Below are 18,552 nucleotides of genomic sequence, written 5' to 3' on the forward strand. Positions count from 1 at the left end.
CGGCGGCTTGCGCCATTACCATGCTGGCCATTTCGACGGCCGGACATGCCGAAGAAAAGAAGTGGACGACGGTCACGATCGCCACCGAAGGCGCATTCAAGCCCTACAACTTTACCAAGCCGGACGGCACGCTCGACGGCTATGAAATCGAGCTCACCAAGTATTTCTGCGATCACATGAAGGTGGAATGCAAGATCGTCGTTCAGAACTTCGACGGCATGATCCCGGCACTCAATGCCGGCAAGTTCGATGCGATCATCTCCGGCATGTCGGCAACCGCCAAGCGCGAGGAAGTCATCGCATTCAGCGACTCCTACGGCTCGACGGGCCAGGCATTTGCAACGTCCAAATCCAGCGATCTCGCCCACATGCCCGAAAAGGGCCAGGTCTTTTCGCTTGCAAGCGATGAAGCAGGTGCGGCCGCCGAAATTGACAAGCTGAAGCCGATGCTTGAGGGCAAGACGATCGGCGTGCAGACCGCATCGACGGCCGCAGCCTTTGTTGACAAATATCTGAAGGGTGTCGTCGAGGTTCGCGAATACAAAACGACCGAAGAGCACGACCTCGATCTCAAGGCCGGCCGTGTCGACCTCGTCATGGCCTCCATGGCCTATCTGACCACGGCATCGCAAAAACCGGGCAACGAAGACATGGCAACCGCCGGCCCGCGCTTCCAGGGCGGCTTTCTTGGCCGCGGCAGCTCGGTTGGCCTGCGCAAGAGCGATTCCGAGCTGAAAGAGGAATTCAACAAGGCGATTGCCGCCGCCAAGGCCGACGGCACCATCAAGACGCTCTCGGAAAAGTGGTTCGGCTTCGACGTGACACCGAAGTGACATTGCCAGGGCCGGCGGCATCACCCAGCGCCGCCGGCCTGATTTTACCAAAGACTTCTCAACTTGCTTGCGGTCGTATTTTTGACCTTGCCCCGCCCGGACAGATGTGATCGATTTTCCGGCGCTGCTGGAGGGCGGCGAATTTCTAATCACATGAGCAAAAGCTCGACTGCGACGGAAGGTCATCATGCCTCAGCTTCTCGACGACGCCTCATCGGGCGGCCTGTTTGTCGGCCGCGTCTGGAATCCGCAGGCAGCCGGTCCGGCGATTGTCACGATCCGCGACGGAGAAATAGTCGACATAACGTCCAGGCAAGCCCCGACATTGAGCGCGCTTCTGGAGGAAGCCGATCCGGCAGGTTTCGTGCGCCAAGCGGATGGCAATCGGCTTGCTTCACTCGAAACAGTGGCAGCAAACAGCACCGGCAGGCCGGACGCTGCCAGGCCTTATCTCTTGGCGCCGGCAGACCTTCAGGCCGTGAAGGCCTGCGGTGTGACCTTTGCCCAATCGATGATCGAGCGCGTCATTGAGGAAAAAGCTGCCGGCAATCCGGATCGCGCAGCCTCGATCCGGAGCCGCGTTGGCACACTGATCGGCGGCAGCCTCGCCAACATCAAAGCAGGCTCTCCGGAAGCGGCAAAGGTCAAGCAGGCGTTGATCGACGAAGGCATGTGGTCGCAATATCTCGAAGTCGGCATCGGCCCGGATGCCGAGGTCTTTACCAAGGCGCCGGTTCTTTCCTCCGTCGGCTGGGGTGCCGATGTTGGCCTGCATCCGATTTCGACGTGGAACAATCCGGAACCGGAAATCGTGCTTGCGGTCAACAGCCGCGGCGAAATCAAGGGCGCGACCCTCGGCAACGACGTCAACCTGCGCGATGTCGAAGGCCGCTCGGCGCTGCTGCTCGGCAAGGCGAAGGACAACAATGCCTCCTGCTCCATCGGTCCTTTCGTTCGCCTGTTCGACGCCACCTACGGCCTCGACGAGGTCCGCAAGGCCGAGCTTGACCTGAAGGTCACCGGCCAGGACGGCTTCGTTCTCAACGGAAAGAGCTCAATGTCGAAGATCAGCCGCGACCCGACCGATCTCGTCAGGCAGACCTGCGGGCCTCATCATCAGTATCCGGATGGGTTCATGCTGTTCCTCGGCACTCTGTTTGCCCCGACGCAGGACCGCGACGCCCCCAACCAGGGCTTTACGCACAAGGTCGGCGATGTAGTCGAGATCTCCTCATCTGGGCTTGGAACGCTCGTCAATACCGTTCGCCTTTCCACCGAATGCCCCCCATGGACGTTCGGCATTTCGGCTTTGATGGCAAACCTCGCCGCGCGGGGGCTGCTTCGCGCCTGACATAGCTCCGGCCCAGTTCGCCCGCCTGGATCTGCGGCAATTGGCCTCCCCGCATTTGTGCACTGCAGCAATCGTCCCTATATGTATCCTCGGCGCCTTTGTTGGCTCAAGGAGAAGCATGTGTCCTTTCGAGATTCACCTCACGAACGCCTTGTCGAGATCGCAGCATTCGGGTCCAATCCCGGCGCGCTCAAGGCTTGGCTGTTCCTCCCGACACATATGGATACGCGAACCCCGCTCGTCGTAGCCCTCCATGGCTGCACCCAGACAGCTAAAGGATATGCACTGGGTTCTGGATGGTCGCAGCTCGCTGAGCGGCGGGGATTTGCGGTTCTCTATCCAGAACAACAGCACTCGAACAACCCGAACCTCTGTTTCAATTGGTTTGAACCCGGGGATGCACGACGCGGTGCGGGCGAAGCCGCATCCATCAGCCAAATGGTCGCACATGTCGTTCAGTCACAGGGCATCGATCCAAACCGTGTTTTCGTGACGGGTCTTTCAGCAGGTGGCGCAATGGCGAACGCGATGCTGTCGACCTATCCTGAGATGTTCGCGGGCGGCGCGATCATCGCGGGACTTCCCTATGGCGCGGCGGCCAATGTTGCAGAAGCGTTCGCACAAATGCAGGGGCGAAATCCGTCGAGCGCCGCCAAGCTCCGGTCCGCGTTGAAGCGTGCCGGACATCACGCAGGTCCGTGGCCGACTGTATCCGTGTGGCATGGAACGCATGATCAAACCGTGCGACCGAGGAATGCAGATCAGATCGTGGATCAGTGGAGCGGCGTTCACGCGACACGTAAAGAACCGGATCGCACGGAAGTGGCTAATGGGCACCAGCACAAGGTCTGGTACGATGCCGATGGGCGAACGGTCATCGAAACCTATTCCATCAAAGGCATGGCGCATGGCCTTCCTCTTGCAACCCAAGGCGGCTCCTCGTTCGGCCGACCGGGGCCCTACATGCTTGAGGCGGGCATTTCGTCAACCGCGCGCATTGCGCGCAGTTGGGGCCTCGCTTCCGATTCCGATGTCGAAGCAACAGAGTTCGCCGCTGCCGAGGGGTCTGGCGCTCGGAAATTGGCTGGCGCAAGAGAGCGACGAAGCCCTCAACCGGAGCCCGGCGACAGTCGGGTCGGCAAAATCATCAATGACGCGCTGCGCGCAGCCGGGCTGCTTCGCTAACCTCCTGCCGGCAGTCCAGCAACGGCTCTTGCCTTGGCGATAGTCGCCAGTTGCCGATCCATCAGTTCCTCGAAACCGATGCAGCAAGGTTAAGCTTAGCGCCCCATCTGGCGGTCACCTCGACGGCAACCGGCAAAGAAAAAAAGCTTGGCCCGGCAACATCCGGCAAGCGACGTAGGTTCGGCGATTTCCGTTTCCGGCTTGGCCTGCGCGTATCAAAAAATACCACGCAGAAGATCCTGCCGATCGCTTGCAACAGCGGCAAATGCCGGCCAGGAATCTACTGGTTGCGCCGGATTCCCTGCATAAGATCCAGCACGGAATTGGCGGCGTCGAGCACATGCGTGCCGGGGCCGAAAACGGCAGAAACACCGTGATCAGCCAGAAACTGATAGTCCTGGCGCGGGATGACACCGCCACAAATGACGATGACATCGCCGCCGCCCTTTGCTTTCAGGATATCGACGAGCTGCGGCAGCAACGTCTTGTGACCGGCGGCAAGCGACGAGACACCGATGACGTTGACGTTTTCGCCGATCGCCATTTGCGCCGCCTCTTCCGGCGTCTGGAAAAGCGGACCGGCAAGTACGTCAAAACCGATATCGCCGAACGCCGATGCGATCACCTTGGCGCCGCGGTCATGGCCGTCCTGGCCAAGTTTGGCAACCATGATCTTCGGCCTGCGGCCGAGCGCCGCGCTGACGTCCGACATGCGGCTCTTCAAGACCGCAAGCTCCGGCTCGTCGCGATAGGCTTCGCCATAGACATCCTTGATGACCCTTGGCGTCGCGGCGTGATCGCCGAAGGCTTTCCGCATGGCATCGGAGATCTCGCCCACGGTGGCGCGCGCACGGGCCGCCTCGACGGCCGCAGCCAAGAGATTGCCTTTTCCACTGCGGGCGACATCGACAAGCGCAGCGAGCGTTTGGGCGACCTTGGCGCTGTCGCGCCGGCGCTTCGTCTCTTCGATCCGCTTGATCTGCGCGGCTCTCACGGCGCTGTTGTCGATTTCCAGGATGTCGATCGGCTCTTCGTTTTCGAGGCGGTATTTGTTAACGCCAACGATAACCTCATCGCCCTTGTCCACCGCAGCTTGCCGCCGCGCGGCGGCTTCCTCGATCAACCGCTTCGGCAGGCCGTCGTTGACTGCGCGTGTCATGCCGCCAAGTGCCTCGACCTCCTCGATCAGAGCCCATGCCTTGTCTGCCAGTTCCTGCGTCAGGCTCTCGACATAATAGGAGCCGGCGAGCGGGTCGACGACCCTGGTGACACCTGTCTCATGGCTCAGGATGAGTTGCGTGTTGCGGGCGATACGCGCGGAAAATTCCGTCGGCAGCGCGATCGCCTCGTCGAAGGAATTGGTGTGCAGCGACTGCGTGCCACCCAGCACCGCCGACATCGCTTCGAAGGCAGTGCGGATGATGTTGTTATAGGGATCCTGCTCCTGCAGCGACACGCCCGAGGTCTGGCAATGGGTGCGCAGCATCAACGAGGACGATTTCTTCGGCTCGAACTCCTCCATGATCCGCGCCCAGAGCAGCCGGGCCGCGCGCAGCTTCGCCGCCTCCATGAAAAAGTTCATGCCGATCCCAAAGAAGAAGGAAAGACGTCCGGCAAAGTCGTCCACATTGAGACCTTTGGCGATTGCCGCCCGCACATATTCGCGGCCATCAGCCAGCGTGAAGGCAAGCTCCTGAACCAATGTCGCACCCGCCTCCTGCATGTGGTAGCCGGAGATCGAGATCGAATTGAACTTCGGCATTTCCTTCGCCGTATACTCAATGATGTCTGCGACGATCCGCATCGAAGGTTCAGGCGGATAAATATAGGTGTTGCGGACCATGAACTCCTTGAGAATGTCATTCTGTATGGTGCCGGAAAGATCGCCCCTTAAGCAGCCCTGCTCCTCGCCTGCGACGATGAAGGAGGCAAGGATCGGAATGACCGCGCCGTTCATGGTCATCGACACGGACATCTCGTTTAACGGAATGCCGTCAAAGAGGATCTTCATGTCTTCGACCGAGTCGATTGCGACACCGGCCTTGCCGACGTCACCTTCGACGCGCGGATGGTCGCTGTCATAGCCGCGATGGGTGGCGAGATCGAAGGCGACGGAGAGGCCCTTCTGGCCGGCGGCGAGATTGCGACGGTAAAAGGCGTTGGATTCTTCGGCCGTCGAAAAACCGGCATACTGGCGGATCGTCCAGGGCCTGCCGGCATACATCGTCGCACGCGGACCCCGGACGAAGGGTGCAAATCCCGGAAGGGAGTCGAGATGCCCCGCCCCTTCGATATCGGCGGCCGTGTAAAGCGGCTTGACGTCGATGCCTTCTGGGGTGTGCCAGGTCAGCGTCTCAGGCTGAGCGCGCAGCTCCTTCTGCGCCAATGCCGCCCAATCCGCGGTCGTCTTCTTGGCCATGTTTTCCTCCGGCATTTCCTTTTGGCCGCACGCTATCACTCGAACCGTATACGGCGCGATAGGGCCTTAGGATAATTTACGCAGGAAACTGGCGATTTCCATGTCCAGCGTGGCGCCTATCGCGCCTGTCTCGGCCGCCAGCGCAGGAGGTAGGATTCAAGCGCATAGGCGAGACGGTTGAGCGAGAAGCCGACCAGGCCGAGAACGAACACGCCGACCATGACAAGGGCCATGTCGAAACGCTCGCGGCCGGCGATGACCAGCCCGCCGATGCCCGGGCCGACGGCGAGGAAATATTCAGCACCCACCGTCGCAAGCCAGGAGTAGATCAGCCCGAGATGCACGCCGGTGGCAATCGACGGCATGGCCGACGGCAGATGGATGCGCAGGATACGTTGACGGGTCGTGAATTTCAGCGCGCGGCCGACTTCAATGAGATCGGCGGGAGCGCTGCGCATTCCTTCATAGGTGTTGAGCACAATCGGGATGAAGGCGGCAAGTGCCACGAAGACGATCTTCGCCTGCTCGCCGAAGCCGAACCAGACGGAAATGAGCGGGATCCACGCAAGCAGCGAAATCTGCTTCAGGCCGTTGAAGGTGGGTGAGATCAGCCGGTCGGCGGGACGCGAGAGCGCAAGTAGCGTTGCGAAGGCGATGCCTAGGACGGTGCCAATCCCGAAACCGGCGATATTGCGCATCAAAGAAAAGCCGAGTTCGGCAAAGAGGCCGTTGTCGAAAATCTCACGCTTGGCCGTCAGCGCCACGTCTTTAAGAGAAGGCAGGAACCGCGGGTCGGCAAGGCCAGTGCGGGCCGATATCTCCCATGCAACAAGAAGAAGGACCGGCAGTGTGACGCCGCGGCGGAAGCGGGCGGAGAGTGCCACGCTCATGTCATATCTCCTGACGTTTCCAGCGCTGGATCAGCATTTCGGTGCGATCCAAGCCCTTGTCCATGGCAAAGCCGACGAGGCCGATGACAATCATGGCAACGATGACCGTATCGAGCCAGAACATCTGCCGGCCCCAGACGAGCAGATAGCCAAGTCCTTCGGACGAAGCGAGCAGTTCGACCCCGACAAGCGAGGTCCAGGAATGGGTTAGACCGTAGCGGACGCCCGTAAAGATCGAGGGGACGGCGCCCGGGAGCACGATCAGCCGCAATCTTTGCCAGCGGCTGAAACACAGCGCTTCGCCGACCTCGACGTATTTTGGCGATACGCCGCGGATGCCGGAAAAGGTATTCAGCGTCATCGGCACGAGCGCTCCCTTGGCGATGATGATGATCTTCAGCGTTTCGCCGATGCCGACAAAAAGCATCAGCAACGGGATCCAGCCGAGCGTCGGGATTTGCGCAAAGGCAAGGAAGAGCGGCTTCACATAGTCCTCGATTTTCTGCGACAGGCCGATCGCGATACCGAGGCAAAGCCCGGCCACGGAACCGATTGCAAAGCCGATCACCACACGGCGAAGGCTGACGCCGGCGTGAAAGAGAAGTTCGCCGCTTGCGATCATGTCGCGCGCCGTCTCATAGACGAAGAAAGGCGGCGGCAGGATTTGTTCTGCAAGCCAGCCCTTTGCCGAGGCCACCCACCAGAGGCCAAGAAGCGCGGCAGGCAGGACCAGACCGGCTGCGCCGAAGACGGCGCGGCTTCGCCGTCGCCGCGCCATGCGAATGCCGGCATCGTCGACGGCCTCGAAGATTGCAGCCATGCCTGTCTCCGTTTGCGTCAGCTTAAGATGCGTGAGGTTTTCCATCTGCGCCGTAAGATTGCCAGAAATCCTTGAGGCCCAGCCGTTCGATCGCACTGTTCAAGTATTTCGGCTCGAACCAGCCGTTGAGATCGACATCGCGGCGGATGAGACCGAACTCCTTGCCCTTTACCGCCTGCTCCTTGTACTGCGACACCAGCAGGTCATCGATGAGTGGCGAGTTGCGGTAAGCCAGCGTGTCGTTGCTAAAATATTCCTCCAGGATCGGAACCGGCGTGCCGGACTTGTGCCAGAGTTCGAAAAGCGCGGGACGATTTGGCTCGTCGGACGACCATTTCGCCGCCTTGACGAAGGCATCGACGAGGCGCTGCGTTATTTCCGGATGCGCCTCGATGAAGGCTTGGCGGCCGATCACGCCGGCATTGCGACCAAAGCGCGGATCATCGCCCTTGGTCGTGTAGATGATGTCGGCTGCACCCTTGGCCGCCAGGTTGATGAGCTGCGTGTCGCCGAAGGCTGCATCGATGTCCTTGCTCGTCAGCGCAGCGACCGTTCCGGCACTGTCGAGATTGACGACCTGCACGTCGCGCTCATTCAGTCCGTGAGCCGCAAGCACCTTGATGGCGGCAAGATGACCATTCGTGCCGCGCTGCAGGGCGATCTTGCGTCCCTTCAGGTCCTCGATCCTCGTGATGCCGGAGGCCTTTGCGGCAGCAAGATAGAGTGGCTTGCGGGCACCGCTTGCCAGCAGGTACTTGGTCTTCAAGCCGGTTGCCCGCCCGATCAGCGAGGGTAGGTCGCCCTGGTAGGCGAAATCGAGCTGGTCGTTGGCAAAGCCCTCATTGACCGCCGGGCCGGCGCCCTTGAAGAATGTCCATTCGATCTTGATATTCGGATCGTTTGCGAATTCCTTCTCCAGGTATTCACCAGCACGCGCCGTGGCCGCCGATGTGCCCTCCGAGTAAGGCCGGTTATCGACGCCGATTGCCGCATAGCCGACATGAATGACGAGCGGCTCCTCAGCTAGCGCATCAGTGAAGAGGCCAAGTGCAAGCGCAATACCTGCGGCAAGGGATGCAAGTTTCATAATTTCTCTCCGTTTCGACAAATTAGCCGGCTGCGGCAATGGCTGGACGCAGTCCAGCCACCTTGCGGGCCTTGGGGGGAACGCCGGGGCTCTGCTGTGGGCCAGCCTTCGTCGTGGTGCTGAGGCTTTCGAGCACGCGGTTGCGGACTTTAGAAAGTGCTGCCGAGGTCCGGTCGCGCGGCCGCGGCAGATCGACAGGCACAATCTCGCGGATGCGGCCGGGGCGTGGCGACATCACGACGACGCGGTCGCCGAGATAGGCCGCCTCCTCGACATCATGGGTGACGAGGATCATGGTGATGCGCTCCCTGGCCCAGATTTCCTGAAGCTCGTCCTGCAGCCGCGTCTTGGTGATCGCGTCGAGCGCGCCAAAGGGCTCATCGAGGAAAAGCACGTTCGGCCGGTTGACAAGCCCGCGGGCAATGCCCGCGCGCTGGGCCATGCCGCCCGACAGCTGGTGCGGATAGGCATCGGCGAAGGCCGACAGGCCGACCAGCTCCAGATGCTCCTCGACGAGACGCTTCTTTTCGGCCGTGCCAAGGCCGGCGTTCTCAAGCCCGAGCGCAACATTGCGGCCGACGGTCAGCCAGGGAAACAGCCGCGGCTCCTGGAAGACGATGCCGCGATCGAGGCTGGGACCGGTTACTCTTTTTCCGGCATGGGTGATCGAGCCGACGTAGGCCGTATCGAGTCCGGCGCCAAGGCGCAGCAGCGTCGATTTTCCGCAGCCGCTGGCGCCGACGATCGTCACGAATTCACCCTCTGCGACATCAAGGCTGATATCGTCGAGTGCGGTGAGCTTGTTGCCGTTCACCTGGAAGTCGCGGGTGACGCTGCGGATTTCGAGATGGGTCGAACTGGTCATGTTGTTTCCTCCCCTTATTCGGCAGCGATCTGGGCGCTGGCCGGATGTTGCGGCACGCCGAGGCCGAGATTTTCACGAAGCGTCCGGCCTTCGTAGTCGCTGCGGAAAAGGCCGCGGCGGCGAAGCTCCGGCAGAACATGCTCGATGAAATCATAAAGGCCGACCGGCAGATGCGGCGGCATGATGTTGAAGCCGTCGGCAGCCCCCGTCGTGAACCACTCCTCCATCTTGTCGGCAATCTGCACCGGCGTTCCGACGACCTGGTAATGACCGCGGGCGCCGGCGATGCGAAGATAAAGGTCGCGGATGGTGAGGTTCTCGCGGCGCGCAAGATCGAGCAGCAATTTCTGGCGGCTCTTGCTGCTGTTGGTTTCGGGAAGCTCCGGCACTGGGCCGTCCAGCGGATATTGCGACAGATCGATCGAGCCTGCCATGCCCGCGAGCATCGACAGCCCGACGGCCGGGTGGATGAGATCCTGGATCTGTTGAAACTTGTCCTGCGCCTCCTGCTCGGTACGCCCGACGACTGGGAAGATGCCGGGCATGACCTTCAGATCGTCGCGGTCGCGGCCGTATTTTGCGAGCCTGCCCTTGAGGTCCGCGTAGAAGGCGCGCGCATCCTCGGTCGTCTGGTGGGCGGTGAAGACCACTTCCGCGGTACGGGCGGCAAGTTCCTTGCCGGGCTCGGAGGAGCCTGCCTGAACCAGCACCGGATGTCCCTGCGGCGCACGGGCAACGTTCAGCGGCCCGCGGACTTTGAAATACTTGCCCTTGTGATTGAGGATATGCTGCTTGTCGGGGTCGAAATAGATGCCGCTTTCCTTGTCGCGAGGGAAGGCATCTTCCTCCCAGGTATCCCAAAGGCCGCGCACCACGTCGGCGAATTCCTCTGCGCGTTCGTAGCGTTCGGCATGGGCATAATGCTCGTCGCGGCCGAAATTATGGGCCTCATGTTCGCTCGACGAAGTAACGAGGTTCCAGCCCGCTCGACCGCCGCTGATGTGATCGAGGGAGGCAAATTTGCGGGCGATATGATAAGGCTCGTTGTAGGACGTGGAGGCGGTTGCCACAAAACCGATATTCCTGGTTACGGCGGAAAGTGCCGAAAGAAGTGTGATCGGTTCGAACTGCGCGACGTAGCGGATGGCGGTACGGCTCAGCGCTTCGATGTCCGTGCCGCGGGTACCGACACCATCCGCCATGAAGATGAGATCGAATTTTGCAGCTTCGGCAGCCTGCGCAAGCGCGACATAATGGGCGAAGTTGGAGCCGGCGTCGGCTTGCGCATCGGGATGGCGCCAGGCGGCAACATGGTGGCCGGTCGGATAGAGAAAGGCTCCAAGCTTGAGCTCTCGGCGAGTGTCGGTCATGTTGCTCTCCTCGGCAATGGCGATCCGGAAAGCCTAGCAACAATAACTATAATCCATAGAAATAGTATTCTATTACGGTTTGATCCGGGAAATTAAATCTCTAGGGCTTTCACACCGGGACGGGAAAGCATTGCGGTCGAGATTTGGGGAGCCGGATCAGACGGCCTTGTGCCTCGGAATGCGCGGCAGGAAGACCGTGAGCAGGCCGAGCAGCGGCAAATACGAGCAGATCCGGTAGACGAACTCAATGCCGTGGCTGTCGGCGAAATCGCCGAGGAAGGCAGCACCCAGTCCCCCGGCCCCAAAGGCGAAGCCGAAGAAGACGCCGGCGATCAGACCGACGCGACCGGGCACCAGTTCCTGCGCGAAGACGACGATCGCCGAGAACGCAGAGGCAAAGACAAGGCCGATCACGACACTGAGGATACCGGTCCAGAAGAGGTTTGCATAAGGCAGCAGCAATGCGAAGGGAATGACCCCAAGGATCGAGAACCAGATTACGAAACGGGAACCGAAGCGATCCCCGATTGGCCCGCCGAGGAAGGTGCCGACGGCGACCGAACCGAGGAAGAGGAACAGCATCAGTTGGGCCTGCTGCACATCGAGTTGGAATTTTTCGATGACGTAGAATGTGAAGTAGCTCGACACGCTCGCCATGTAGACGTTCTTCGTCGCCGTCAGCAAGACGAGAATGATGAGCGCAATGATCACCTTGTTCTGCGGCAAGGGCAGCGCACGGCTCACCGCAGGCTTTCCGGCATTCTGCCGGCGGTGGCTCATGAACCAGTTGCCGACCCAGCCGAGCACGACGATGCCGATCATCGCGATGGCGGAGAGCCAGGAGACGCTGTGCTGGCCGAGCGGCAGCACGACGAAGGCGGCAATCAGCGGCCCAATGGCCTGGCCGGCATTGCCGCCGACCTGGAAGAAGGATTGCGCAAAACCATGACGGCCGCCGGAGGCAAGACGCGCAACGCGCGAGGATTCCGGATGAAAGACGGCCGAACCAAAACCGATGAGGCTCGCAGCCACCAGCAACAATTCGAAACTTGCGGCATTGCCGAGCAGGATCAGGCCGCAGAAGGTGCTGGCCATGCCGACCGGCAGAGAATAAGGCATCGGCCAGCGGTCGGTGACGATCCCCACAAAGGGCTGCAACAGGGATGCCGTGACCTGGAAAGTCATCGTCAGAAGTCCGATCTGGACGAAATCGAGATCGTAGTTTGCCTTGAAGAGCGGATAAAGCGAGGAAAGCAGCGACTGCATGATGTCGTTCAGCATATGGCAGAAGCTGACAGCCACGAGGATCGACATCGTCGTCTTCTCGAAACGGGGGGAAGTCTCGCTCAATACGGCCATAGGCATTTCTCCTGCGGACCGCTGCGCGTGCCGCCGATCACTTCTTCATAAGATGAATCCGGCGACTGGAGCCCTGGGGAAGCTCTCGGCGGCCGCAAGCAGAGCATTTAGCGCAACTTGCGCGTCAGTTACAGCCCAGTTTTCCCAAGTTTGGTACGCTGATGCTTTAATTTCGCTGGAACGCCTGTATTGCTGCACGAATGATTCCGCCACAAGAAAGTACCAATTGAATTTTCCTATGTGCTCATACACTATCATTCTGCCCGAAATGCCGCCTCGAAAGGGCGCCCCGTCAACACAGTCCATGGAACCCAAAAATGAACGCAAAAGCTCCTAATGCAATCGACGTCTACGTGGGCTCGCGCGTGAGGATGCGGAGGCTGCTGTTGGGGTTCAGCCAGGAGCGGCTGGCCGACCAGATCGGCGTTACCTTTCAACAGGTGCAGAAATACGAAAAGGGCATGAACCGCATCGGCGCAAGCCGGCTGCAAAAGATTGCCGAAGTGCTTGCCGTACCGCCGAGCTTCTTCTTCCAGCAGGACGCCGCGCAGCCGCTGAGCCTCGACGGACTGGAGCCCTCCGAAAACTTCGACCCGGTCGGAGAATTCCTGCGTTCGAAGGAGGGGCTGGCGCTTAATCGCGCTTTCTTGAAGATCACCGACCCAACCGTGCGTGAAAAGGTCCTTTCCCTCGTCAAGGCGATGGCTCAGGCCGCAGAGCGCCGGGATATGACTGTCGATCCGGCAAACTCTGAGACGAGCGCTCCGCTCGACGCTTGAGGAAAAACCCGCTGCCGGGAGAACCGCAATGCTCCCTGGCCCGGCCTTGCCGGAGCTGTGGGAGCGTTCTTTATTCGCAGCACCCAGCCTAGATGAGCTTCTCCAGCGTGATCGGCAACGAACGGATGCGCTTGCCCGTCGCGTGAAAGACGGCGTTGGCGATCGCAGGTGCCACCCCGACGATCGGCAATTCGCCGACAGCCTTGCCGCCGAGCACCGAGGCACGGTAATCGGGGATGCCGACGGAAATCACCTGAAGGTCGGGCACGTCCGAATTGGTCGGCACGAGATAGTCGGCCAGATTGTTGTTGATCACGCGGGCATATCGTTCGTCGACAATACCTTCCTCCAGCAACGCCTGGCCAATGCCCATGATGATGCCGCCCCGCCACTGGCTTTCGGCGAGCTTCGGGTTGTAGAGCCTTCCCGAATCGAGCGCGGAAACCATGCGCGCGACGCGGACCGTGCCGAAATCCTCATCGACGCGAACCTCGACGAAATGCGCACACCAGCTATGGAGCGAATAGCCGCCTTCAGTCGGCGCCTTCATTGTCATCATCGTCGTAAAGTTGTCGTAGCGGTCTTTTCCATCCCGCTTGTCTTGCGGCAGCGTGTCACGCAGCGTCTCGACCTTCTCACGGCCGATCTGCCGCATGAAGTCTGCAATCGCGACGCCATCACCTTCTCCCCTCGGCGGCAAGATCCGGCCTTCAGAGATCGTGAGCGTATTGGCCTGCGCGTCCCGGAACGGCGAATTCGCATCGTTGAGAGCAAGCCCGATCAACTCGTCGCGCGCGGCAAGGGCGGCCTTATGAACGGCACCCGTCATCAGGTTTGCAAGCTGCGAGCCGCCAGCGACGGGCGCCCTCGGCAAGGCCGAGTCGCCGAGCTTGACGTGGATCTGCTCGACTGGGATGCCAAGGATTTCAGCGGCAGTCTGGGCCATGATGGTATAGGTCCCCTGGCCCATGTCGATGCCGCTGCTTGCAATCTCCGCCGTACCATCGGCAAGGATTCGCACAAGTGCCTCACCAGGCGTGCGGCGCACCGGATAGGTGCCTGCCGCCACACCCCAGCCGATCAACGCGTTGCCGTCCCGCATGGAACGCGGCTTTGGCGAGCGCTTCGACCAGCCGAAGGCCTCGCCACCCACGGCAAAGGCTTCGCGCAGTTGTCTCGTCGACCAAGGGATCTTGGCATGCGGGTCTCGCTCGGCATAGTTCAGCAAACGGATCTCGACGGGGTCGATGCCGACGGCATAGGCGAGTTCATCGATTGCCGACTCCAGGCCCCATGCACTGGGATTTTCGCCGGGAGCACGAAGCGCGCCGGGCAGAACCGTATGCACAGGAACGATGTTCTGCCTCGAGCTGAAGTTCGGCACGTCATACATGATCGAGGTGACGGCACCGAGCGGCTCGACGGCCACACCCGTCATCGCCGTTTCATTGGCCCCGCGCTGGACAATCGAAAGCAGCTTTCCTTGCTTCGTTGCGCCGAGCGCCAGCGTTTGCCGGGTGGCAGGGCGGCCGCCGAAGGCAGTGAATGTCTGCGCACGGGTGACCGCGAGCTTGACGGGACGGTCGAGCTTCCTAGCGGCCATGATCGCAAGTGCTGCATGCGGCAACGAGAGTGCCTTGGAACCGAAACCGCCGCCGATATAGGGCGAGATGATCCGCACATTCTCGAAGGGCAATTCGAACCACTCGGCATAGCTGCGCGCCATGCCATCCACCCATTGGCTCGGTTCCCAAAGCGTCAGCACATCGCCGTCCCATTTGGCGATCAGCCCATGGGGTTCGATCGGCACGTTGTATTCACGCGGTGTCTTATATTCAGCTTCGATCCGAACAGGAGCTTCAGCCAGCGCCTGTTCTGCGTTACCCCATTCAATCGTCATTTGCTCGACCGCAATACCCTCCCCGGCCCGTGGATCATCGAAGCCGAAGATGGCCTGCTTCTCGTCGTAGCTCACCTTAATCAACGCCGCGGCAGCGGTCGCCTGTTCGAGCGTTTCGGCGAACACGGCTGCAACATGCTGCCCACTGAAGGTAATCTCGTTGGTCAGCGCGAGATAAGGACCTTCAGGACCGGGCGTGCCGGCCCAGGTGGTTGCCGATTTCAGCTCCATGATGTTGTCCGGGGTCAGCACGAGCAGCACGCCAGGCGATGCCTCAGCTGCAGAGATGTCCATCGAGCTGATTGTGCCTGCCGCAATCGTGCTCTGGACCATCACGCCGTGAACGACGCCGTCGATTTGATTTTCGAGCGCGTAGCTTGCCTTGCCGGTGATCTTTGCCGGTCCATCCAAGCGCGACAGGCGGCCTCCGAGCACACCATCTGCTGCATCACCGCGTTTGATTTTCGGTTCCATGACGGTCATGCCAGACCTCCCAATCTTTCTATGGCGCGAGCAACGACACGTGGCGCCAGGTCGATCTTGTACCGGTTGGCGCCATGGTCGATGGCGCCCTCAATGGCAAGCACGCTTGCTTTTGCGATCGCCGCCGGTTCGACGGTCTTGCCGATCAAGGCGCGTTCGACCGCGCGGGCGCGCCACGGTTTTGTCGCAACGCCTCCGAGCGCAACACGAAGGTCGCGGATCGTTTTGCCATCCTCTTCCAGCTCGAGGCCGACAGCAGCGCTTGCGGCAGCAAATTCGTAGGATTGCCGGTCGCGGACCTTGAGATAAATCGATCTTCGGGCTGCTTGCGAGGCGGGGATGAAAATGGCGGTGATGAGTTCACCGCGTTCAATTTTATGCTCCAGTTGCGGCGTGTTGCCCGGCGCCAGAAAGAAGTCGTCGACTGCAATCTGCCGCACGCCCAGATGGACCACCGCGTCGAACGCGACGAGCGCCACCGCGAGATCGCCGGGATTGCCCGCGATGCAGTGCTCGCTGGTGCCGAGGACGGCGTGGTTGCGGGTCATTCCGCCGATCGCCGAACATCCCGAACCCGGCTCGCGCTTGTTGCAGGCCTTGAAGACCGCCGGGTCGCGGAAATACGGACAGCGGGTGCGCTGCAGGAGGTTGCCACCAATCGTCGCCATATTGCGAAGCTGGGCGGAAGCCGCCAGCGACAGCGATTGCGAGATCGCAGGGAACGCTTCTTTTATGACCCGATGCTCGGCGACCGTGCTCATCTTGGCAAGCGCGCCGATGGTAACGCCTGTCTCGGTCGACGAGATTGCGTCCAGCCCGGAAAGAAATGTGATATCGACGACCGTTTCCGGCGCGGAAACGCCGCATTTGGCAAGATCGAGCAGGGTGGTGCCGCCTGCGATGACCATCGCGCCTTGCCGGGCGGCCGCCTCACGGGCTTGATCGGCCGACGATGCGCGCAAATAGGAAAACTCTTTCATCGCGCCATCTCCGCAGCTTCGCGCACCGCCGCTACGATGCTGTTATGGGCTCCGCACCGACAGAGATTGCCGGACATATATTCACGGATCTCGCTATCGCAGCCCGTATGACCCTCGCCAATGCAGGCAACCGCCGACATGATCTGGCCCGGCGTGCAATAGCCGCACTGGAAAGCATCATGCTCAAGAAACGCCGCCTGCACCGGATGAAGGGTGCCGTCTGCCGCGGCGAGGCCTTCGATTGTCGTGACTTGCCGCCCCTCGGCCTGGGCCGCAAGCGTGAGACAGGCAAGCACGCGCCTGCCGTCGATATGGACGGTGCAAGCGCCGCACTGCCCGTGGTCGCAGCCTTTCTTCGTGCCGGTCAGCGCCAGATGTTCACGCAATGCATCGAGCAGCGTCACGCGTGGATCGACAGCAAGCGCGTGCGATGCACCGTTGATATCAAGCCTGAGGTTGATTGTCCGGGTCATGGTGTTCTCCTGCCTCGACGGAGGAATTTAGCGCCGTCATTGAAAATAGCCGGGTCTTGAATTGCAAAGCGCCTGCGCCAGCTAAAATCTGGTTTCGGTCTCTGCGGGATTTGCTTTCACCTCGTGGCGCCTGCGCAATTGAGACATGACATTCCGCCTCTTTCTGCGATAACAGGTGCAAGGCCCTCAAGTTAAACGGAGGTGCCTCCGATTAAACTAGCGGCTTGCGCGGCAGCGTCAAGTCCCCATCCGCAGGAGAGGCTTTTGACCGGAAAGGCAATAGCCGGAAGCGATACGAAACCCGAAAGACGCATGCGTGCCGATGCGTTGCGCAACCGCGACAAACTCATTGCTGTTGCCGCCGACGTCTTCGCCGATCATGGCGTCGAAGGTTCGCTGGAGGAGGTCGCTCGGCGTGCCGGCGTCGGTATCGGTACGCTCTACCGGCACTTTCCGACGCGCGAACATCTGGTCGAAGTTGTCTATCGGCGGGAGCTGCAGAATTTGGCGACGGCCGCCAGCGATCTGGCGGCAACGCATCCGGCGGACCAGGCCCTTGAAGAATGGATGCACCGTTTCGTCAACTACATTGCCGCCAAGCGCGGTATGGCACAAAGCCTGCGCATTTTGCTGAATTGCAACTCGGAGCTCTTTGCCGAAAGCGCCGGCATCATCTCCGGGGCTCTTCGACAGTTGGTGGACAACGCTGCTGCAAAGGGCATGATCCGCAGCGACGTGGAGAGCACCGACCTCTTGCATGCGCTTTCCAGCATCTATTCGATGCCCGACTCGCCGGAATGGCGGGAACGCTCGCGCAGGCTGATCCGCCTGTTGATGGATGGACTTAAATGGGGTGTAAAAATGGGGCCGGCCGATTAGGTCGGAAGCGATTCCGTTAAGTGGGGCAGAACGGGTGGCAAGGGGAGACCTTTGCATCGCTGATGCTGTGGGTAGCGCTGATCCTCGATTGCATTGGCCGGTTTTCGGAGCGACGATTGACCTGGACGGGCGCCTAAAATGCACGGGACAGACCTTGGAGACTTGAATGAAGCAGAGGTGATCGCATCGCACGATGCGGTCGTTGACCGGCTGCACTTTCTGCATCAGCAAAAGACAACGCACGCCCTGCTCGAATTGGCGATCGGCGAACGCGTGGTGTTCGAAGACAATTACGGCCAGCCGCGGGCCGGGATTGCAATGAGCGCCGCCCCGGAGTTTTGACAGCGATGAAATTTAGGGTAGAAATGCCTCAAAAGGTAGAAATATCGGAGCTGTCATGTCGCTCAATATCAAAAACCCCGCCACAGTCGCTCTCGTTGACGAGCTTGCGCGGCGGCAAGGTATCAGCAAGACCGCAGCCATTCATCAGGCTTTGACGGAGCGTCTACTTCGCATGGGATACGGCGATGTGGCGCAGGAGCGTCTGCTCACCGAGATGCAGGCGATCCGTGGGCGAGTGTCGCGATTGCCCGAACTCGACAGCCGAAGCGATGAAGAAATCATCGGCTTCGATGAGCATGGAATTCCGAACTGATGGTGATCGATACCTCTGCGATTGTCGCGATCCTGCGCAGTGAACCAGAGGCCGCAACGCTCGAGAGAACGGTCGTCGCCAACCCTATTTATCGGGCTCAACCTCGGGCGCGACCAGACCGAGGACGGGCGCGGCTGGTTAATTGAAATCCGAAAGCAAAAGCGACAGCCACCTTATCTGCCCGCGTACCCGATTCGGCTGGTGCAGAACCTTGGCGCTTTCCA

17 protein-coding genes and 1 pseudogene are annotated in these 18,552 nt (G+C 60.6%); 8 read left to right on the forward strand and 10 right to left on the reverse strand.

Annotated features, from left to right (window positions below):
* Positions 1-20: 20 nt before the first annotated feature.
* The 3 genes from ISN39_RS31720 (at position 21) to ISN39_RS31730 (ending at position 3,369) form a co-directional block, all read left to right on the forward strand.
* Positions 21-833 carry a transporter substrate-binding domain-containing protein gene (locus ISN39_RS31720; RefSeq protein WP_246763519.1) on the forward strand — a complete coding sequence of 271 codons (813 nt, stop codon included), beginning with the start codon at positions 21-23 and terminating at the stop codon, positions 831-833.
* Between the two features lie 184 nt (positions 834-1,017).
* Positions 1,018-2,184 (forward strand): fumarylacetoacetate hydrolase family protein, encoded by a 1,167-nt coding sequence (locus tag ISN39_RS31725; RefSeq protein WP_194732000.1) that lies wholly within the window; start codon positions 1,018-1,020, stop codon positions 2,182-2,184.
* Positions 2,185-2,304: 120 nt separating this feature from the next.
* Positions 2,305-3,369, forward strand: a complete 1,065-nt coding sequence (locus ISN39_RS31730) for a PHB depolymerase family esterase (protein ID WP_246763490.1) — start codon at positions 2,305-2,307, stop codon at positions 3,367-3,369.
* Between the two features lie 280 nt (positions 3,370-3,649).
* Here the strand turns inward: ISN39_RS31730 and scpA are convergent, their stop codons facing one another.
* From scpA to ISN39_RS31765, 7 genes are all read right to left on the reverse strand, one after another.
* The gene (gene scpA / locus ISN39_RS31735; protein WP_194731837.1) at positions 3,650-5,788 is read right to left on the reverse strand and encodes a methylmalonyl-CoA mutase; all 2,139 of its coding nucleotides are present in this window, start codon (positions 5,786-5,788) and stop codon (positions 3,650-3,652) included.
* Positions 5,789-5,904: 116 nt separating this feature from the next.
* A complete protein-coding gene (locus ISN39_RS31740; protein WP_194731838.1) occupies positions 5,905-6,678 on the reverse strand; it encodes an ABC transporter permease in 774 nt (257 codons plus the stop codon).
* A 1-nt stretch (position 6,679) separates the two neighbouring features.
* On the reverse strand, positions 6,680-7,456 hold the full coding sequence (locus ISN39_RS31745; RefSeq protein WP_246763520.1) for an ABC transporter permease: 777 nt from the start codon (positions 7,454-7,456) through the stop codon (positions 6,680-6,682).
* Positions 7,457-7,520: 64 nt separating this feature from the next.
* The gene (locus ISN39_RS31750) at positions 7,521-8,585 is read right to left on the reverse strand and encodes an ABC transporter substrate-binding protein (protein ID WP_194731840.1); all 1,065 of its coding nucleotides are present in this window, start codon (positions 8,583-8,585) and stop codon (positions 7,521-7,523) included.
* Positions 8,586-8,607: 22 nt separating this feature from the next.
* Positions 8,608-9,450: an ABC transporter ATP-binding protein gene (locus ISN39_RS31755; RefSeq protein WP_194731841.1), complete on the reverse strand. Its 843-nt coding sequence runs from the start codon at positions 9,448-9,450 to the stop codon at positions 8,608-8,610.
* A 14-nt stretch (positions 9,451-9,464) separates the two neighbouring features.
* A complete protein-coding gene (locus ISN39_RS31760; protein ID WP_194731842.1) occupies positions 9,465-10,820 on the reverse strand; it encodes an LLM class flavin-dependent oxidoreductase in 1,356 nt (451 codons plus the stop codon).
* A gap of 156 nt (positions 10,821-10,976) precedes the next feature.
* Positions 10,977-12,179 carry an MFS transporter gene (locus ISN39_RS31765; protein WP_194731843.1) on the reverse strand — a complete coding sequence of 401 codons (1,203 nt, stop codon included), beginning with the start codon at positions 12,177-12,179 and terminating at the stop codon, positions 10,977-10,979.
* A 317-nt stretch (positions 12,180-12,496) separates the two neighbouring features.
* Between ISN39_RS31765 and ISN39_RS31770 the strand changes: the two genes are divergently transcribed.
* Entirely contained in the window at positions 12,497-12,958 is a 462-nt protein-coding gene (locus ISN39_RS31770) for a helix-turn-helix transcriptional regulator (protein WP_194731844.1), read from the forward strand.
* Between the two features lie 88 nt (positions 12,959-13,046).
* Here ISN39_RS31770 and ISN39_RS31775 read toward each other — a convergent pair whose 3' ends face one another.
* From ISN39_RS31775 to ISN39_RS31785, 3 genes are read right to left on the reverse strand one after another with little or no spacing between them, the layout of a single operon-like run.
* Positions 13,047-15,341 carry a xanthine dehydrogenase family protein molybdopterin-binding subunit gene (locus ISN39_RS31775; RefSeq protein ID WP_194731845.1) on the reverse strand — a complete coding sequence of 765 codons (2,295 nt, stop codon included), beginning with the start codon at positions 15,339-15,341 and terminating at the stop codon, positions 13,047-13,049.
* Positions 15,338-16,321 (reverse strand): xanthine dehydrogenase family protein subunit M, encoded by a 984-nt coding sequence (locus ISN39_RS31780; RefSeq protein ID WP_194731846.1) that lies wholly within the window; start codon positions 16,319-16,321, stop codon positions 15,338-15,340. Before ISN39_RS31780 ends, ISN39_RS31775 begins: the two co-directional genes overlap by 4 nt.
* Positions 16,318-16,794, reverse strand: coding sequence for a (2Fe-2S)-binding protein (locus tag ISN39_RS31785; RefSeq protein WP_194731847.1), 477 nt, complete (start codon positions 16,792-16,794; stop codon positions 16,318-16,320). The genes ISN39_RS31780 and ISN39_RS31785 overlap by 4 nt, the downstream gene beginning before the upstream one ends.
* A gap of 312 nt (positions 16,795-17,106) precedes the next feature.
* Between ISN39_RS31785 and ISN39_RS31790 the strand changes: the two genes are divergently transcribed.
* The 4 genes and pseudogenes from ISN39_RS31790 to ISN39_RS38055 all read left to right on the forward strand — a co-directional run.
* A complete protein-coding gene (locus ISN39_RS31790) occupies positions 17,107-17,673 on the forward strand; it encodes a TetR/AcrR family transcriptional regulator (RefSeq protein WP_194732001.1) in 567 nt (188 codons plus the stop codon).
* Between the two features lie 138 nt (positions 17,674-17,811).
* Positions 17,812-18,015, forward strand: a complete 204-nt coding sequence (locus ISN39_RS31795) for a hypothetical protein (protein WP_194732006.1) — start codon at positions 17,812-17,814, stop codon at positions 18,013-18,015.
* Positions 18,016-18,070: 55 nt separating this feature from the next.
* Positions 18,071-18,328, forward strand: a complete 258-nt coding sequence (locus tag ISN39_RS31800) for a type II toxin-antitoxin system VapB family antitoxin (RefSeq protein WP_194731848.1) — start codon at positions 18,071-18,073, stop codon at positions 18,326-18,328.
* Positions 18,328-18,417 (forward strand): annotated as a pseudogene (locus ISN39_RS38055) (type II toxin-antitoxin system VapC family toxin); the annotation flags it as partial. The gene ISN39_RS31800 and the pseudogene ISN39_RS38055, both read left to right, overlap by 1 nt.
* Positions 18,418-18,552: the final 135 nt, after the last annotated feature.

The sequence above is a fragment of the Rhizobium sp. 007 genome, assembly GCF_015353075.1.
Classification (GTDB): Bacteria; Pseudomonadota; Alphaproteobacteria; order Rhizobiales; family Rhizobiaceae; genus Rhizobium.

Excerpts from the sequence above, each read along its gene's own strand:
- ISN39_RS31780 (WP_194731846.1), bottom strand. The coding sequence starts at position 16,321 with ATGAAAGAGTTTTCCTATTTGCGCGCATCGTCGGCCGATCAAGCCCGT.
- scpA (WP_194731837.1), bottom strand. The coding sequence starts at position 5,788 with ATGGCCAAGAAGACGACCGCGGATTGGGCGGCATTGGCGCAGAAGGAG.
- ISN39_RS31745 (WP_246763520.1), bottom strand. The coding sequence starts at position 7,456 with ATGGCGCGGCGACGGCGAAGCCGCGCCGTCTTCGGCGCAGCCGGTCTG.
- ISN39_RS31720 (WP_246763519.1), top strand. The coding sequence starts at position 21 with ATGCTGGCCATTTCGACGGCCGGACATGCCGAAGAAAAGAAGTGGACG.
- ISN39_RS31765 (WP_194731843.1), bottom strand. The coding sequence starts at position 12,179 with ATGGCCGTATTGAGCGAGACTTCCCCCCGTTTCGAGAAGACGACGATG.
- ISN39_RS31795 (WP_194732006.1), top strand. The coding sequence starts at position 17,812 with ATGCACGGGACAGACCTTGGAGACTTGAATGAAGCAGAGGTGATCGCA.
- ISN39_RS31770 (WP_194731844.1), top strand. The coding sequence starts at position 12,497 with ATGAACGCAAAAGCTCCTAATGCAATCGACGTCTACGTGGGCTCGCGC.
- ISN39_RS31800 (WP_194731848.1), top strand. The coding sequence starts at position 18,071 with ATGTCGCTCAATATCAAAAACCCCGCCACAGTCGCTCTCGTTGACGAG.
- ISN39_RS31750 (WP_194731840.1), bottom strand. The coding sequence starts at position 8,585 with ATGAAACTTGCATCCCTTGCCGCAGGTATTGCGCTTGCACTTGGCCTC.
- ISN39_RS31785 (WP_194731847.1), bottom strand. The coding sequence starts at position 16,794 with ATGACCCGGACAATCAACCTCAGGCTTGATATCAACGGTGCATCGCAC.
- ISN39_RS31775 (WP_194731845.1), bottom strand. The coding sequence starts at position 15,341 with ATGACCGTCATGGAACCGAAAATCAAACGCGGTGATGCAGCAGATGGT.
- ISN39_RS31790 (WP_194732001.1), top strand. The coding sequence starts at position 17,107 with ATGCGTGCCGATGCGTTGCGCAACCGCGACAAACTCATTGCTGTTGCC.
- ISN39_RS31740 (WP_194731838.1), bottom strand. The coding sequence starts at position 6,678 with ATGAGCGTGGCACTCTCCGCCCGCTTCCGCCGCGGCGTCACACTGCCG.
- ISN39_RS31760 (WP_194731842.1), bottom strand. The coding sequence starts at position 10,820 with ATGACCGACACTCGCCGAGAGCTCAAGCTTGGAGCCTTTCTCTATCCG.
- ISN39_RS31755 (WP_194731841.1), bottom strand. The coding sequence starts at position 9,450 with ATGACCAGTTCGACCCATCTCGAAATCCGCAGCGTCACCCGCGACTTC.